The organism is Kitasatospora sp. NPDC056446 (assembly GCF_042796115.1).
GTDB lineage: Bacteria > Actinomycetota > Actinomycetes > Streptomycetales > Streptomycetaceae > Kitasatospora.
In genome coordinates, this window is sequence record NZ_JBHTRF010000088.1 from 19750 (window position 1) to 33489 (window position 13740).

Genomic DNA, 13740 nt, shown 5'->3' on the forward strand with positions numbered 1-13740 from the left:
CTCCGGGGCCGGGCCGTCCCGGCCGCCCTCGTGTTCCACGGTAGGGGCGGAGGACGGCCGGACCCCCGGTACTACGGACCGATCATCGACAGGTCCGTAGTACCGCGGTACCACGGGCTCCTGCGACGCCCGGCGGGACGGCGGGCCGGGGTCAGCGCGCGTCCGTCCGCCGTTCGAGGCGGGTGCCCTCGCGCAGCGTGATCGACATCAGGTCGCTGGGGGCGTCCAACTCCAGCCGGTGCCAGCGGCCGCGCGGCACGATCACGGCGGTGCCGGCCGTCAGCGGCACCGTCTCCTCGGCGCCGCCGGGCGCGGCGGCGCGCAGCTGGACCCGGACGGCGCCGGCCAGGCAGCACACCGCCTCCTCGGCCTCGGGGTGCATCTCCCAGTGGTCGGCGTGCACGTCGGCGTCGGTCTCCACGTGGAAGGCCGCGACCTGCCAGGCCCCGGGGTCGCCGCCGGCCATCCGGCGGCCGGTGGGCCGGACGGCGCCGTCGGGGCCGATGTGCAGGGCCGAGGCGAACAGGTCGACTACGGCGAGCGGAGTGGTCGTCATGAGGGTGTTCCTTCCAGGTGCTTGTCCGCCGGGGCGGCGGGCGGGGCAGCGGGACGAGCGGTGGGACCGGCGGCGGGGACGTCGGGCCGGCGGCGGGGCAGCACCACGACCGCGACGGCCGCCGCGAGGGCGAAGAGGCCCGCCGAGAGGGCCAGTCCGAGGGCGTAGCCGTCGTTGAGGGCGGCGGGGTCGGTGGCGGCGCCGGTGCGGTGCGCGGCGACGGTGGCCAGGACGGCCAGGCCGACGCAGCCGCCGAGTTGGCGCGAGCTGTTGAGCAGGCCGGAGGCCGTGCCGGCCTCGCGGGCCGCGATGCCGGTGGTCGCGGCGGCGGCGACCGGCGCCAGGACCAGCCCGGTGCCGATGCTGGTGACCACGGACGGGCCGAGGACGTCGGTGAGGAAGCCGCCGTCCGGGCTGAGGAGGGCGAACCAGGACAGGCCTGCCGCGGCCAGGGCGGCACCGGGCACCAGGGAGGCGCGGGGGCTGCGGGTCGCGGTGATCCGGGTCGCGATGACGGTGCCCGCGACCAGCCCGGCCGAGAAGGGCAGGAACGCGGCGCCGGTGGCGGCGGGGCCCAGGCCCAGCACCTGTTGCAGGTAGAGGGAGACGAAGTAGAAGGCGGTGAACTGCCCGGCCGCGGCCAGGAAGACCAGCAGGTTGGCCCCGGCGACCCAGCGGCTGCGCAGCAGGCCGAGCCGCAGCAGCGGCGCGGGGGTCCGGCTCTCGGTCCGGACGAAGGCGGCCAGCAGCGCGACGGCGGCGGCGAGCGTCCCCAGGGTGGCCGGGGAGGCCCAGCCCAGGGTGTCGGTGCGCACCACGCCGAACACCAGCAGCCCGATTCCCCCGGTGGCGAGGACGGCGCCGAGCACGTCCGGGCGCTCCCGCCGGGTCGGCTCCGGCTCGGCGGGCAGACCGGCGGGGACGAGGGCGAGGGCCGCCGCCACGACGGGCAGGTTGACGAGCATGACCCAGCGCCAACTCGCGTACTCGGTGAGCACTCCGCCCGCGAGGACGCCCAGGGCGCCGCCCGCCGCGTTGGCCGCGCTCCACACGCCGAGCGCCCGGACCCGGCGGGGGCCCTCGGTGAAGGTGGTGGTGAGCAGCGCGAGCGCGGCCGGGGCCGCTGCGGCGGCGCCCAGGCCCTGTCCGGCGCGGGCTGCGATCAGCTGCCACGGCTCCTGGGCGGCGCCGCCCGCCAGGGAGCAGAGTCCGAAGACGGCCAGGCCCAGGACGAACAGCCGTCGTCGGCCGTACAGGTCACAGGCCCGGCCGCCCAGCAGCAGGAGCCCGCCGAAGGTGAGCGCGTAGGCGTGCACGACCCAGGACAGGTCGACCGGGGCGAAGCCCAGCGCGGTGCGGATCGCGGGCAGGGCGACGTTGACCACCGACATGTCCAGGGCGAAGACGAACTGCGCGACGGTCACCGCCGCCAGCACCAGGCCGGGGCGCCCCCGTGAGTTTTTGTACATGTAAGGAAACTACTCCCGGGCACGCTCGCCTGTCGAGCCCAGGGGGATGATGGGGGCATGCAGCAGCCCTCCGCACCGCAGCCCCCCGCACCGCGCAAGACCACCGGGCGGCCTCCCCGGATCTCCCGGGAGGAGGTCGTCGCAACGGCCCGCCGGATCGTCGACGAGGAGGGCGTCGGGAAGCTGACGATGCGCCGTCTGGCCGCCGAGATCGGCAGCACGCCGATGGCGCTCTACCACCACGTCCGCAACAAGGAGGAGCTGCTCGTCCTGCTGCTGGACGACTACGCCGCGCGGACGCTGCGGCCCACCGGGCTGCCCGCCGACCCGCGCGAACGGGTCGTCGCCGCCGCCACCGCCATCCACCGGGCGCTCGCGCCGTGCCCGTGGATCGTGGAGGTGCTGACCGCCGACGACCTGATGTCCACCCACGCCCTCTGGTTCGTCGAACAGATCGTCGACGGCCTGGTCGGCTGCGGGCTGCCGCTCGACCGGGCCGTCCAGGGCTACCGCGCGATCTGGTACTACACCGCCGGCGAGATCGTGGTCCGGGTGACGGCGGCCCGCCGCCGCAGCGGCGACGACCGCCCGACCTACCGCGAGCAGGTCTTCGCCGGGCTCGACCCCGAGGCGCTGCCCCGGCTGGCCGAGGCCGCGGGCCACTGGGACCGGCTGACCGCCGAGGACACCTACGGGGACGGGCTGCGCGCCCTCGTGGACGGACTGCTCGGCACCGCCTGAGCGGCGGGCCTCCAGCGGGGCGGGCGGGCTTCCCAGGAGACGGCGCGCGGGCGGCGCGGGGGTCAGGCCCGGCCCGCGTCCCGGAGGATCCGCTCCGCCGCAGCGACCCGGTCGGCGACCCCGTTCCGGTAGTCGCTCAGCGCCTGGCCGTGGCTCTCGATGTACTGCGTGTCGTAGGCGGACTGCACAGCGAGCGAGATGCCGACCAGGTTGGTCGACAGCTTGCACGCGACGTCGTCGGCGGCCTGCTTCAGCTCCTCGGCCGAGTGCCGGACGGAGACCACGCCGTTCTGCTCGCTCGTGACCGGCACCAGCCGAGCGGCGGTCATGCCGTCCTGCGGCGTGGCGTAGCTGTAGCCCTTGGCGCTCATGCACCCGCTCCACGCGGCGAAGGCGGCGCGGATCCGGGGGTCGTCGACGGGGACCCGTGGGCCGTGGTCCGGCAGGGCCTTCGGATCCGGCAGCGGCAGCGCGCCCCCGGTGCCCCGCACGCTCTCGCCCTTGCAGCCGCCGGCGGGTACGGCCCGGCCGGCGTAGGCGGACACCGCCTTCCCGGCCTGGTCCACACCGTGCTCGACCGTCATCGTCGCCGGGGACGGCTGCGCCGCCGCGGGCGTGGCGGCGGCTGCCTCGTACCCCGGGAGGACCCGGTTGTACCCGCTCTCGGCGACCTGCGCCGGGTCGAAGAAGCCGTACAGCTCCCCGTGGGTGCGCTCGAAGCGCAGGCTCGCCTCGTCGAAGCCGACGAGGTCGGTGGCCACCGGCGGCAGTCCGAACTCCCGCATGCACGTCTCGTTCAGGGCGTTCGCGGCGGACTGCAGGGTGGCGACCTGCTGCGGGGTCACCAGGTAGCGGTCGATGGGGCGGCCGATCTGTTCGACCGTCGTGACGACCGGCACCGGGCCGATGGCCGGCGCGGCCGCCGGGCCGCCCGTCGCGGAGCCGCCCGTCGCCGCTCCGCAGCCCGCGGCGGTCGCCGCCGACACTGCCAGGGCGAGCAGTCCGGCCACTCGCCGGACCGCCCCGTTCCTCCCGCTCCTCGCGGTGATGGCACGCATACCGAACCGTCCTCGGGGGATGGCGGCGGGGCGCCGGGCCGGTGCCCGGCACCCCGCCACGCGGACTGCTAGGACCAGATGTTGACCGAGTAGGTGGTCGAGTTCATGTCCACGTACGGCTGGATGCCGCCCGGGATCATCCGTGCGCCGAGGTCCCGGCCGCCGCTGCTGTAGTAGTTGGTGTAGCCGGTGTTCCCGCCCGAGCCGACGGCGGAGGTGCCGGTCAGCCAGACGCTGACCGTCTGGGAGCCGCTGCCGGTGTAGCCGTAACACCGCACGGCGTTGTAGTGGTTCGGGCCACCGGAGAAGACGGTCACCCCGCGGCCCCCGGCGGCACCGCAGTCGATCTGCTTGACGTCGGCACTGGCCGGCGCGGCGAGCGCGACGGTCGCGGCGAGGATGCCGCCGGCGACGGCGCTGACGAAGAGCTTCCGGCTGGTCTTCACGCGATTTCTCCCTATGATCCGCAGTCCTGGAAAGGCTGTGCACGCAGGCCGAGCCTGCTGGAGGTGCGTGGTGCGGCGGTACGCGGTGCGGCGGTACGCGGTGCGGTGACGCGGTGCTGTGCGGCCGTGATCGCGGTCCGGTTTGTCCACCGGCGCTCCTCGGCCCGCACTCAGGAAATCGCATGCCCGGCGCCCGGGCCAGCAGTCTTGAGTGTTCATGAACAAGCCCTGCACAGGCCTTCCGGCCGGACGCCCGCGATCCACCAGCGGCACCGCCCCGACCAGGGAGGTCTCCGTCCGTGACCGCCGGTCAGACCCCTGGCGCGCCCCGCTCCGCGGCCAGCCCGGTGATCGTCGCGGTCAGGATGCGGGCGAGCCGGGGCTCGACCTCGACGACGGCGTGGGCGAGGCGGGGGTCGCTGCGGTAGAGGGCCGCGACCTCCGCGCCCGGGTTGGCGATCTGCCACATCGCCCCGGCCAGGGCGACGGCGGTGGCGACCACGTCGACGACGTCCTGCTCGTCCAGGACGGGGACCTGCTCGCGGACGGCCGCGGTGATCGGCTCACGGGCGGCGCGGGTGGCGAGCTTGAAGTCGCGCACCGCGTCGAGCGAGACGTTGCGTTCCAGGTTGAGCGGCGCGTGGGCGAGCAGGTCGCAGAACGTCCCGCGGGCCGCGAGGGTGGCGGCGAACGCCCGGGCCACGGCTGCCGGGCCCGGGTCCGGGGCCTCCCGCAGCCGTGCGGTCAGCGCGTCGGACCACTCCTGCCAGCCTTCGGCGGTCAGCCGCAGGAAGATCTCCTCGCGGGTCTCGAAGTACCGCAGCAGCGCCGACTTGTGCATGCCCACCGCGGCGGCGATGTCCGTCAGGGAGACGTCCCTGACGCCGCGCTCCCGGCCGAGCGACCGGGCCGCTTCCAGGATCGAGGCCTCGCGCAGGCGCTTGGCCTCGGGCGAGCGCGCGCGCCGGAACTCCGCTGGTGCATCCACCCGCCCATCGTAGAGCAACACCGTTGCCGTATTACCGCAACGTCGTTGCGCTATTACCGCAACGGTGTTTTACTAATGGCATGGAACAGACCTGGTTCATCACCGGCAGCTCCCGCGGCTTCGGCCGTACCCTCGTCCGCGCCGCCCTGGAGGCCGGCGACCGGGTGGCCGCGACCGCCCGCCGCCCCGAACAACTCGCCGACCTCGTCGCGGAGTTCGGCGACCGGATCCGTCCGATCGCGCTCGACGTCACCGATCCGGCGGCCGCCCGGGCCGCCCTCGCCGAGGCGCACACCCACTTCGGCCGGATCGACGTCCTGGTGAACAACGCCGGCTACGCCAACGTCTCGCCGATCGAGACCACCGAGGACGCCGACTTCCGCGCCCAGTTCGAGACCAACTTCTGGGGCGTCTACCACGTCACCAAGGCCGCGATCCCGCTGCTGCGCGCACAGCGGGGCGGCCTGGTCATCCAGTTCTCCTCGATGGGCGGCCGGGTCGGCGGCTCCCCCGGTATCGCCTCCTACCAGGCCGCCAAGTTCGCCATCGACGGGTTCAGCCGCGTGCTGCGCGCCGAGACCGAGCCGTTCGGCGTGAAGGTCCTGGTCGTCGAACCCAGCGGGTTCCGCACCGACTGGGCGGGCTCCTCGATGACCGTGCACGACATCCCGGAGGCCTACGCCGGGACGGTCGGCGCCGTCAACGAGCGGCTGCGGAAGAACGACGACGGGGCCGCCGGCGACCCGGTCCGCGCCGCCGCGATCCTCGTCCGGATGGCCAAGCGGCACGACATCCCCCACCACCTGCCCCTCGGGGTCAACGCGGCCGAGGGCTCGATCGCGATGGACCGCCGGCTCCTCGCGGACGACACCAGGTGGCGCGAGGTCTCCCGCTCGGCCGACTTCGCCGAGCCCTACCCCGTGCCGTTCCCGGCGGACTCCGCGCTCTGACGTCCCGTCCCGCCGCCCGTCCGGCCGCCCGTCCGGCCTCCCCCGGTCTTCCCCCCCGGCCCCGGGCCGGTCCCGGGGGTTCACGGGAACATCCCCGGCGCTTCCCTGGTTCTCCCCCGGTCACCCCGATAATGCGGGGCGACGCTCGGCGCCGTACCGCAGACTCGGACCGAGCACCAATCAGACCGGAGGATGGTTTCCATGGCTGACCGGCCCTTGACGCTGATGGCGGTCCACGCCCACCCCGACGACGAGGCCAGCGGAACCGGGGGCGTGCTCGCGCGGTACGCGGCGGAGGGCATCCGCACGGTCCTCGTGACCTGTACCGACGGCGGCTGCGGTGACGGACCAGGAGGCACCAAGCCCGGCGACCCCGGGCACGACCCGGCGGCCGTCGCCGCGATGCGCCGCAAGGAACTGGAGGCGAGCTGCGAGGTCCTGAAGGTCTCTCACCTGGAGATGCTGGACTACGCCGACTCCGGGATGATGGGCTGGGAGGCCAACGACGCGCCCGGTTCCTTCTGGCGGACCCCGGTCGCCGAGGGCGCCGCCCGCCTCGCCGAACTGCTGCGGCGCTACCAGCCCGACGTCGTCGTCACCTACGACGAGAACGGGTTCTACGGCCACCCCGACCACATCCAGGCGAACCGGATCACCATGGCCGCCCTGGAGCTGACCGGGATGACGCCGAAGGTGTACTGGACGACCGCGCCGCGCTCGATGATGCAGCGGTTCGGCGAGCTCATGCGGGAGTTCGGCGGGGACTGGGAGGAGCCGGACCCGGCGGAGGCCGCCGAGATGCCCGAGATCGGCCTGCCCGACGAGGAGATCACCACCTGGGTGGACACCACCGCGTTCGGCAGCCAGAAGTTCGACGCCCTGGCCGCGCACGCCAGCCAGGGCGAGAACATCTTCTTCCTGCGGATGGGCAAGGAGCGGTTCACCGAACTGTGGGGCGTGGAGACCTTCCTGCGCGTCCAGGACGGCACCGGCGCGGCCCTGCCCGAGAACGACCTCTTCGCCGGACTGCGCTGACCCGGCGCGGGGCCGGGCGGCTCCGGAGCCTCCTCTGACCCACCCGAACCCGTGGCCGGGCCCGTAACTCCGGGCCCGGCCACGGCCGTTCGACGGGCACCGCCCGGCGTGGCACCGCCCCACGGCCCGGCGCCCGACAACCCGGTGCCGCCGGGCGCGCGGACGCCGCCACCGGGCGCGCGCGGATCCGGCCTCCGCGCCGACACCCCCCGTACGGTGCGCATGACCGGGGGGATGCCGGGCAGGAATCGCTGTCGTGCCGAATCCCACGAAGGAGCCGCCGGTGCCCGCACCCTCCTACCTGCCCTCGATGACCCTGCGGCAGTACCTCGGGCACCTGGCCGCCGACCACCCGCACTGGCACCGGCTGCTCGACCCGAGGCGGGTCGGCTGCGCCGCGACGATGCGCCGGCTCCACTCGCCCGGCGCGGGGGACGGCTCCGCCTGTACGGGCCGCGGCGACACCGACCGGAGCGCCCGGCAGGACCCGCCGGCCGACTGGACCGGCACCCGGCGGCTGCTGCACCTCGCCGCCCCCGCCCGGCAGGCACCGCTGGTGCTGGACGTCCTGGGCGGCGACGGGCGGGTGGCGCGCGCCGTCGCCGCCCGTCCGGAGCAGGTGCCGGGCGGTCCGGCCGTGCTGACCGGCGACCGCTCCGGCCCGATGGTGGCCGCCGCCCTCGCCCACGGCCTGCCCGCCGTCCGGCAGTCGGCCGACCGGCTGCTGCTGGCCGACCGGACGGTGGACGGCGTGCTGCTGGCCCGCGGCACCCACCACATTCCGCTCGACGCCCGGCCCCGGGCCGTCGCCGAAGCCGTCCGGGTGCTGCGCCCCGGCGGCCGGGTCGTCCTGCACGACTACGAACCCCACAGCCCGACGGCCGCCTTCTTCCGTGCCGTCGTCGACCCGCACTGCTCCGGCGGCCACGACCACCCGCACTTCACCCGGACCGAACTGCTCGACCTGTTCGCGCCGCACCCGGTCGCGGTGCGCCTGGTCGACGTCTACGACCCGGTCACCGTCCGCGCCGCCTCCCCGGAGGCCGCGAAGGCCGCCGTGGTCCGGTACTTCGGCGCGGCCTTCGGCCTCGACGGCCGCTTCGCCGCCCTCGGGCCCGAGGCCGGCTGGGACCTGCTGGCGGACGCCTTCGACCACACCGCCCACCTGGCCGGCCTGGGCAGCCCGCTCGCCGCGCCCGCCCGGGCCCTCATCCGGCCGACCGCCACCGGGTACCTCGCCGAGGTCCCCCGGGTGGCGCTGGTCGCCGTGGCCGAGCACCGCCGCGCCTGAGACCGCTCCGGCCCGGCCCGGGAAGTCCCGGGCCGGGCCGTTTCGTCAGGCCGCTCGTCAGTCGTTTCGTCAGGCCGGCTCGTCCGGCCATCGGCCGCGGGCCGCCACCCGGGCGCGCAGCCCGCGCAGCGCCCGGGCCGAGGCGATGCCGACCGCGCCGGTGACCACGCCGTCCCGGACGCAGACGGCGGCGAAGCGGTGCTCGGCGAGGCTGCCGTCGACCACCTCGAACCGCTCGGCGCCGCGCGGACTGCCGAACACCTGCACCCGCAGCCCGTACTGGTCGGTCCACAGGTACGGGACCGGCTCGTAGGCCTGCCGGACGCCGTCCGGGCCGGCCAGCAGGTTGCGGGCGGCGTGCATGGCCTGCTCGGTGGCGTTGGTGCGCTGTTCGAGGCGCCGCCGGCGGCCGGTGCGCGGGTCGGGCCAGGAGGCGGCGTCCCCGGCCGCCCAGACGCCGGGGCCGGCGGCGCAGTACGCGTCGCAGACCACGCCGCCGTCCAGCGGGACGCCGCTGCCGGCCAGCCACTCGGTGGCCGGCTCGGAGCCGATGGCCGTCAGTACGGCGTCGGCGGCCAGTTCGGAGCCGTCGGTGAGCCGGACGCCGGCGGCCCGGCCGCGCCGTTCGAGCAGCACCGCGGCGACGCCCGTACGGATCCGCACCCCGTGCTCGCGGTGCAGGTCCGTCAGCAGCCCGGCGGTCTCGCCGCCGAGGACGGCGGCCAGCGGGGTGGCGGTGGAGACCAGCCAGGTCACCTCGGCGCCGAGCCCGACGGCGGTGGCCGCCGCCTCGGCCCCGAGCAGCCCGCCGCCGACCACCAACAGCCGGACGCCGGGCCGCAGTTCCTCGCGCAGCGCGAGGGCGTCGGCGAGCGTGCGCAGCACGTGGGCGCCGGGCGGCGGGGGCGCGTCGGGGCCGCCCGGGGGCGTACCGGCGCCGGGGAGCCGGCGGGCCCGGACGCCGGTGGCCACGATGACGGCCTCGCAGCGCACCCGCCGGCCGTCGGACAGGTGCACGGTCCGCTCGCGGCGGTCCAGGCGCTCGGCCCGCATCCCCAGGCGCAGGTCGAGCCGGAGCTCGTCGAGCGCCCGGGGGTCGCGCAGCGCGAGGCGGTCGGGCTGCCACTCTCCGCCGAGCAGGTGCTTGGACAGCGGCGGCCGGTCGTACGGGGGCTCCTCCTCGGCCCCGATCAGGGTGAGGCGGCCGTCGTAGCCGGCCCGGCGCAGCGCTTCGGCGGCGTGCAGCCCGGCCGCGCCGGCGCCGACGACGGCCACCTCCCGCAGAGCGGTCACACCTGTTCCAGCCGGATCGCCGCGGCCGGGCAGACCGCGGCGGCGTCCTGGACGGCCTGGTGGAGCCCGGCCGGCGGGCGGGCGTCGAGCAGGACGACGATGCCGTCCTCGTCGCGCTGGTCGAAGACGTCGGGGGCGGCGAGGACGCAGTGTCCGGCGCCGCAGCACTTGTCCTGGTCGATGTGGACGAGCATGGTGTTCCTCACGCTGAAGACGGGTCGGGTGTGGTCGGTCGGGGCGCCGGGAGGCCCGGGGGCCTCCCGGCGGTGGTCGGTCACCAGGCGATCGGCAGCTCGTGGACGCCGTAGATGAGCATGTCGCCGCGGAAGCGGAGCTCCTCGAAGGGCTCCGCCAGGCGCAGGCCGGGCAGCCGCCGCAGGACGGTGTCCAGGGCGATCTGCAGTTCGAGCCGGGCGAGGGGCTGGCCCAGGCACTGGTGGACGCCGAAGCCGAAGGCCAGGTGGCGGCGGGCGTCGCGGGTCAGGTCGAGGTCGTCGCCGTCCGGGAACTCCCGCTCGTCCCGGTTGGCGGTGTTGATCATGCAGATGACGCCCTCGCCCGCCCGGATCCGGACGCCGCCCAGCTCGACGTCCTCGGTGGCGGCCCGGATGAGGCCGGAGTGGACGATGGTCAGGTAGCGGAGCAGTTCCTCGATCGCGCCGGGCACGGCCTCGGGGTGCGCGCGCAGGTGGGCGAGCTGGTCCGGGTTGCGGAGCAGGGCGAGGACGGAGAGCGCGGTCATGTTCGCCGTGGTCTCGTGCCCGGCGACCAGCAGCAGCCGCCCCATCGCGCCGATCTCCTCGGTGTTCAGCTCGCCGCGGGCCGCCAGTCGGCTGAGGATGCCGTCGTCGGGGTCGGTGCGCTTGGACTCGGTGAGCTCGACCAGGTAGTCGGCCAGCCGGACCTGGGCGGTGGCGACCTCCTCGGCGGTGGAGTCGCGGCGCAGCAGGACGCGGCTGCACTCCTGGAAGAAGTCGTGGTCCCGGTAGGGGACGCCGAGCAGCAGGCAGATGACCAGCGACGGCAGCGGGAGGGCGAACTCGCGGACCAGGTCGGCCTCGGAGCGCCCCTCGGTCATGGCGTCCAGCAGCTCGTCGGCGATCCGCTGGATCTCGGGGCGCAGCGCCTCGACCTTCTTGATCATGAACTCGCCGGTGAGCATCCGGCGCAGGCGGGCGTGCTCGGGGTCGTCCATCCGGATGAAGGTGGGCTGACCGGTGCTCAGCTGCCGGGCGCCGGCGCTGATGAAGGGGAAGCCGGGCCGGTTGCTGTCGGAGCTGAAGCGGGCGTCGGCGAGGACCGCCTTGACGTCCTCGTGGCGGGTGACCAGCCAGCTGGTGGAGCCGTCCCACAGGGAGATCCGGGTGACCGGCTCCTCCTGCCGGGCCTGCGAGTAGACGGGCGGCGGGGCGAACGGGCAGGCACCGCGGGCGGCGGGGTGGGTGAAGTGTGGGGTCTTCGCGGCAGTGGCCATCAGGGGCTCCCCTTCTCGGAGCTGGGTGGGGCCGGCGGCGCCGGACGGATGGGGCCGACGGGGCCGGGCGGGCGGGCCCACGGTGCGGTGGGGCAGGGCCCGGGCCATTTACGTGCCAAAAGCAACTAACTCACCGTCACGCTAACTCGCGGTCCGTGGCGGCGAAAGGGCGTATCGGGTGACAGCCGAATCTGTCCGAAATCCGGTCACGGGCGCCCGCCGGGGCCGGGACCCGCACCGGGTCGCTACAGTTCCCCCATGCCGGACGCCGACGACGATCCGACCGCCTCCGACCTGGAGGGCGATCGGACCACCACCTCCGACCTGGAGGCCGTACTGGCCTCACTGGCCTACCTGCTGACCCGCTCGCAGGAGCACGAGCGCCGCACCGCCCGGGCCGGCATCACGGCCGCGCGATCGGACGTCTACCTGCTGCGCGCGCTCGCCGAGGCCGAGGGAGCCAGCCGGGTGAGCGACCTCGCCGACCGGCTGATGGTCAAGCCCTCCCACGTCACCCGGCAGATCGACCGCCTCCAGGGCCAGCACCTGGTGGAGCGCACCCAGGACGCGTTGGACCGGCGGGCCCGCCAGGTCGCGATCACCGCCGACGGCCGGGAACTCCTCGACCGCCTGAAACAGGCCAACATCATCGGACTGGCCGAGGCCCTGGACGGCGTCCCCGAGCCGGACGTCGCCGCCACCGTCGGCGTACTGCGCCACCTGGTGGACCGTTACGTGCAGCGGGTGCGCACCACGATGCTGTCCGGGGAGGACCTCCCGCCGGGCTGCGCGGACGACGACCCGGCCGCCGTCCGGGCACCCGTCCAGGCGCCCGCCCAGACACCCGTCCCGGCCGGACCCGGCGCGCACGACGCCGGTTGAGCCCCGGGAGCACCCGGGTACGTCCCCCGTCATGTCGGACGAGAAGAACCGCGCCGTGGCCGAGGCGATCCTCCCGCTGGTCGGCGGCGCCGCCAACATCCGCTCGGTCGCCCACTGCATGACCCGGCTGCGGCTGGGCCTGGCGGACCGCTCCCTGGTCGACCGCGCGGCGCTCGACGCGCTGCCGGCGGTCCTGGGCACGGTCGAGGACGACACCTACCAGATCGTCCTGGGCCCCGGCCCGGTCGCCGGGGTCACCGCGCAGCTGCGCCGGCTGCTCGACGAGGCCGGGCGCGCCGCACCCGCGCCCGCGCCCGGCGGGCCCTCCCCCGGCGCCGAGGACCTCGCCGGGCGCGGTGCGCGGATCCGGGCGGAGGCCCGGGTCCGCAACGCGACCCCGCTGAAGGCGGCGCTGCGCCGGATCGCGAACGTCTTCGTCCCGCTGATCCCGGCCCTGATCGGCTGCGGGATCGTGGCCGGCCTGTCCGGCGCCCTCGCGAACCTCGGCTGGGCACCGGCGCTGGTCACCGCCCTGGGGCCGGTCTCCTCGGGCTTCATGTCCCTGCTCGCCGTGTTCGTCGGCTACAACACGGCGAAGGAGTTCGGCGGCACGCCCGTCCTGGGCGGGGCGGTGGCCAGTGTGATCGTCTACGCGGGCGTGGCCAAGGCGGAGGCCTTCGGCCACCACCTCACCCCCGGGCAGGGCGGGGTGATCGGCGCGCTCGGCGCCGCGCTGCTGGCGGTGTGGCTGGAGCGGTGGACCCGGCGGATCGTGCCCGCCGCCCTGGACGTCCTGGTCACCCCGACCGTCACCGTGCTGCTCGGCGGGCTGGCCGCCCTGTTCGGCCTGATGTTCATCGCCGGGGAGGTCTCCACCGCCATCGGCCACGCCGCCACCTGGCTGCTCACCCACGGCGGGCTGCTCGCCGGGCTGGTGCTCGGCGGCCTCTTCCTGCCCCTGGTGATGCTCGGCCTGCACCAGGCGCTGATCCCGATCCACACCACGCTGATCCAGCAGCAGGGCTCCACCGTGCTGCTGCCGATCCTGGCCATGGCCGGCGCCGGGCAGGTCGGCTGCGCGGTGGCCGTCTACCTGAGGCTGCGGCACAACGCGGCCGTCCGGGCCACCATCAGGTCCGCGCTGCCGGCCGGCCTGCTCGGCGTCGGCGAGCCGCTGGTCTACGGGGTGACGCTGCCGCTGGGGCGCCCGTTCGTCACGGCCTGCGTGGGCGGCGCCGCCGGGGGCGCCTTCATCGGGGTGGCCGGCCAGCTCGGCGGCGCGGTCGGCTCGACCGCCGTCGGCCCCTCCGGCTGGGCCCTGTTCCCGCTGCTGACCGGCCCGCACGGGATGGCCGCGAGCGCGGCCGTCTACGGCGGCGGGCTGCTGACCGGCTACGCCGTGGGCTTCCTGGCCACCTACTTCTTCGGCTTCACCCGGGAGCTGCTGGCCGAGTTCGACGTGCCCGAACCGGCGCCGGCCGCCATGGCCGGAACGGGCCTGGGCACCGCCGACGAGCAGTCGTAGGGCCGCCGCACCCCCCCCCGGCGGCGGCCGCC

General features: G+C 75.5%; 14 protein-coding genes. 6 read left to right on the forward strand and 8 right to left on the reverse strand.

The features are described from left to right. Positions 1-151 precede the first annotated feature (151 nt). Together ACFQ6N_RS34715 and ACFQ6N_RS34720 are read right to left on the reverse strand one after the other, a co-directional pair. Positions 152-556, reverse strand: a complete 405-nt coding sequence (locus ACFQ6N_RS34715; RefSeq protein WP_380657803.1) for a cupin domain-containing protein — start codon at positions 554-556, stop codon at positions 152-154. Next, positions 553-2025 (reverse strand): MFS transporter, encoded by a 1473-nt coding sequence (locus ACFQ6N_RS34720; protein WP_380657805.1) that lies wholly within the window; start codon positions 2023-2025, stop codon positions 553-555. Before ACFQ6N_RS34720 ends, ACFQ6N_RS34715 begins: the two co-directional genes overlap by 4 nt. Positions 2026-2082: 57 nt before the next feature. Here ACFQ6N_RS34720 and ACFQ6N_RS34725 point away from each other — a divergent pair, with 57 nt between their 5' ends. Next, positions 2083-2766: a TetR/AcrR family transcriptional regulator gene (locus tag ACFQ6N_RS34725; protein WP_380657807.1), complete on the forward strand. Its 684-nt coding sequence runs from the start codon at positions 2083-2085 to the stop codon at positions 2764-2766. 62 nt (positions 2767-2828) lie between these two features. Here the strand turns inward: ACFQ6N_RS34725 and ACFQ6N_RS34730 are convergent, their stop codons facing one another. From ACFQ6N_RS34730 to ACFQ6N_RS34740, 3 genes are all read right to left on the reverse strand, one after another. After that, entirely contained in the window at positions 2829-3824 is a 996-nt protein-coding gene (locus tag ACFQ6N_RS34730; RefSeq protein ID WP_380657809.1) for a hypothetical protein, read from the reverse strand. Between the two features lie 68 nt (positions 3825-3892). Continuing rightward, entirely contained in the window at positions 3893-4270 is a 378-nt protein-coding gene (locus ACFQ6N_RS34735) for a hypothetical protein (protein ID WP_380657811.1), read from the reverse strand. A gap of 310 nt (positions 4271-4580) precedes the next feature. After that, the gene (locus ACFQ6N_RS34740; RefSeq protein ID WP_380657813.1) at positions 4581-5258 is read right to left on the reverse strand and encodes a TetR family transcriptional regulator; all 678 of its coding nucleotides are present in this window, start codon (positions 5256-5258) and stop codon (positions 4581-4583) included. A gap of 80 nt (positions 5259-5338) precedes the next feature. Between ACFQ6N_RS34740 and ACFQ6N_RS34745 the strand changes: the two genes are divergently transcribed. From ACFQ6N_RS34745 to ACFQ6N_RS34755, 3 genes are all read left to right on the forward strand, one after another. After that, complete coding sequence (locus ACFQ6N_RS34745; protein ID WP_380657814.1) at positions 5339-6208, forward strand: SDR family NAD(P)-dependent oxidoreductase; 870 nt, start codon at positions 5339-5341, stop codon at positions 6206-6208. Between the two features lie 201 nt (positions 6209-6409). After that, on the forward strand, positions 6410-7243 hold the full coding sequence (locus tag ACFQ6N_RS34750; protein WP_380657816.1) for a PIG-L family deacetylase: 834 nt from the start codon (positions 6410-6412) through the stop codon (positions 7241-7243). Positions 7244-7526: 283 nt separating this feature from the next. After that, positions 7527-8534: a class I SAM-dependent methyltransferase gene (locus tag ACFQ6N_RS34755; RefSeq protein WP_380657817.1), complete on the forward strand. Its 1008-nt coding sequence runs from the start codon at positions 7527-7529 to the stop codon at positions 8532-8534. A gap of 69 nt (positions 8535-8603) precedes the next feature. Here the strand turns inward: ACFQ6N_RS34755 and ACFQ6N_RS34760 are convergent, their stop codons facing one another. The 3 genes from ACFQ6N_RS34760 to ACFQ6N_RS34770 form a co-directional block, all read right to left on the reverse strand. Next, positions 8604-9827, reverse strand: coding sequence for an NAD(P)/FAD-dependent oxidoreductase (locus ACFQ6N_RS34760; protein ID WP_380657819.1), 1224 nt, complete (start codon positions 9825-9827; stop codon positions 8604-8606). Further along, the gene (locus ACFQ6N_RS34765) at positions 9824-10021 is read right to left on the reverse strand and encodes a ferredoxin (protein WP_380657825.1); all 198 of its coding nucleotides are present in this window, start codon (positions 10019-10021) and stop codon (positions 9824-9826) included. Before ACFQ6N_RS34765 ends, ACFQ6N_RS34760 begins: the two co-directional genes overlap by 4 nt. A gap of 80 nt (positions 10022-10101) precedes the next feature. After that, a complete protein-coding gene (locus tag ACFQ6N_RS34770; RefSeq protein ID WP_380657820.1) occupies positions 10102-11301 on the reverse strand; it encodes a cytochrome P450 in 1200 nt (399 codons plus the stop codon). 258 nt (positions 11302-11559) lie between these two features. Here ACFQ6N_RS34770 and ACFQ6N_RS34775 point away from each other — a divergent pair, with 258 nt between their 5' ends. Together ACFQ6N_RS34775 and ACFQ6N_RS34780 are read left to right on the forward strand one after the other, a co-directional pair. After that, positions 11560-12183: a MarR family winged helix-turn-helix transcriptional regulator gene (locus ACFQ6N_RS34775; RefSeq protein WP_380657821.1), complete on the forward strand. Its 624-nt coding sequence runs from the start codon at positions 11560-11562 to the stop codon at positions 12181-12183. A 31-nt stretch (positions 12184-12214) separates the two neighbouring features. Further along, the gene (locus tag ACFQ6N_RS34780; protein WP_380657823.1) at positions 12215-13708 is read left to right on the forward strand and encodes a PTS transporter subunit EIIC; all 1494 of its coding nucleotides are present in this window, start codon (positions 12215-12217) and stop codon (positions 13706-13708) included. Positions 13709-13740: the final 32 nt, after the last annotated feature.

Bases quoted from the DNA above. Each gene is read 5' to 3' on its own strand.
- ACFQ6N_RS34780 (WP_380657823.1), top strand. From the start codon at position 12,215: ATGTCGGACGAGAAGAACCGCGCCGTGGCCGAGGCGATCCTCCCGCTG.
- ACFQ6N_RS34720 (WP_380657805.1), bottom strand. From the start codon at position 2,025: ATGTACAAAAACTCACGGGGGCGCCCCGGCCTGGTGCTGGCGGCGGTG.
- ACFQ6N_RS34715 (WP_380657803.1), bottom strand. From the start codon at position 556: ATGACGACCACTCCGCTCGCCGTAGTCGACCTGTTCGCCTCGGCCCTG.
- ACFQ6N_RS34730 (WP_380657809.1), bottom strand. From the start codon at position 3,824: ATGCGTGCCATCACCGCGAGGAGCGGGAGGAACGGGGCGGTCCGGCGA.
- ACFQ6N_RS34765 (WP_380657825.1), bottom strand. From the start codon at position 10,021: ATGCTCGTCCACATCGACCAGGACAAGTGCTGCGGCGCCGGACACTGC.
- ACFQ6N_RS34750 (WP_380657816.1), top strand. From the start codon at position 6,410: ATGGCTGACCGGCCCTTGACGCTGATGGCGGTCCACGCCCACCCCGAC.
- ACFQ6N_RS34745 (WP_380657814.1), top strand. From the start codon at position 5,339: ATGGAACAGACCTGGTTCATCACCGGCAGCTCCCGCGGCTTCGGCCGT.
- ACFQ6N_RS34775 (WP_380657821.1), top strand. From the start codon at position 11,560: ATGCCGGACGCCGACGACGATCCGACCGCCTCCGACCTGGAGGGCGAT.
- ACFQ6N_RS34770 (WP_380657820.1), bottom strand. From the start codon at position 11,301: ATGGCCACTGCCGCGAAGACCCCACACTTCACCCACCCCGCCGCCCGC.
- ACFQ6N_RS34725 (WP_380657807.1), top strand. From the start codon at position 2,083: ATGCAGCAGCCCTCCGCACCGCAGCCCCCCGCACCGCGCAAGACCACC.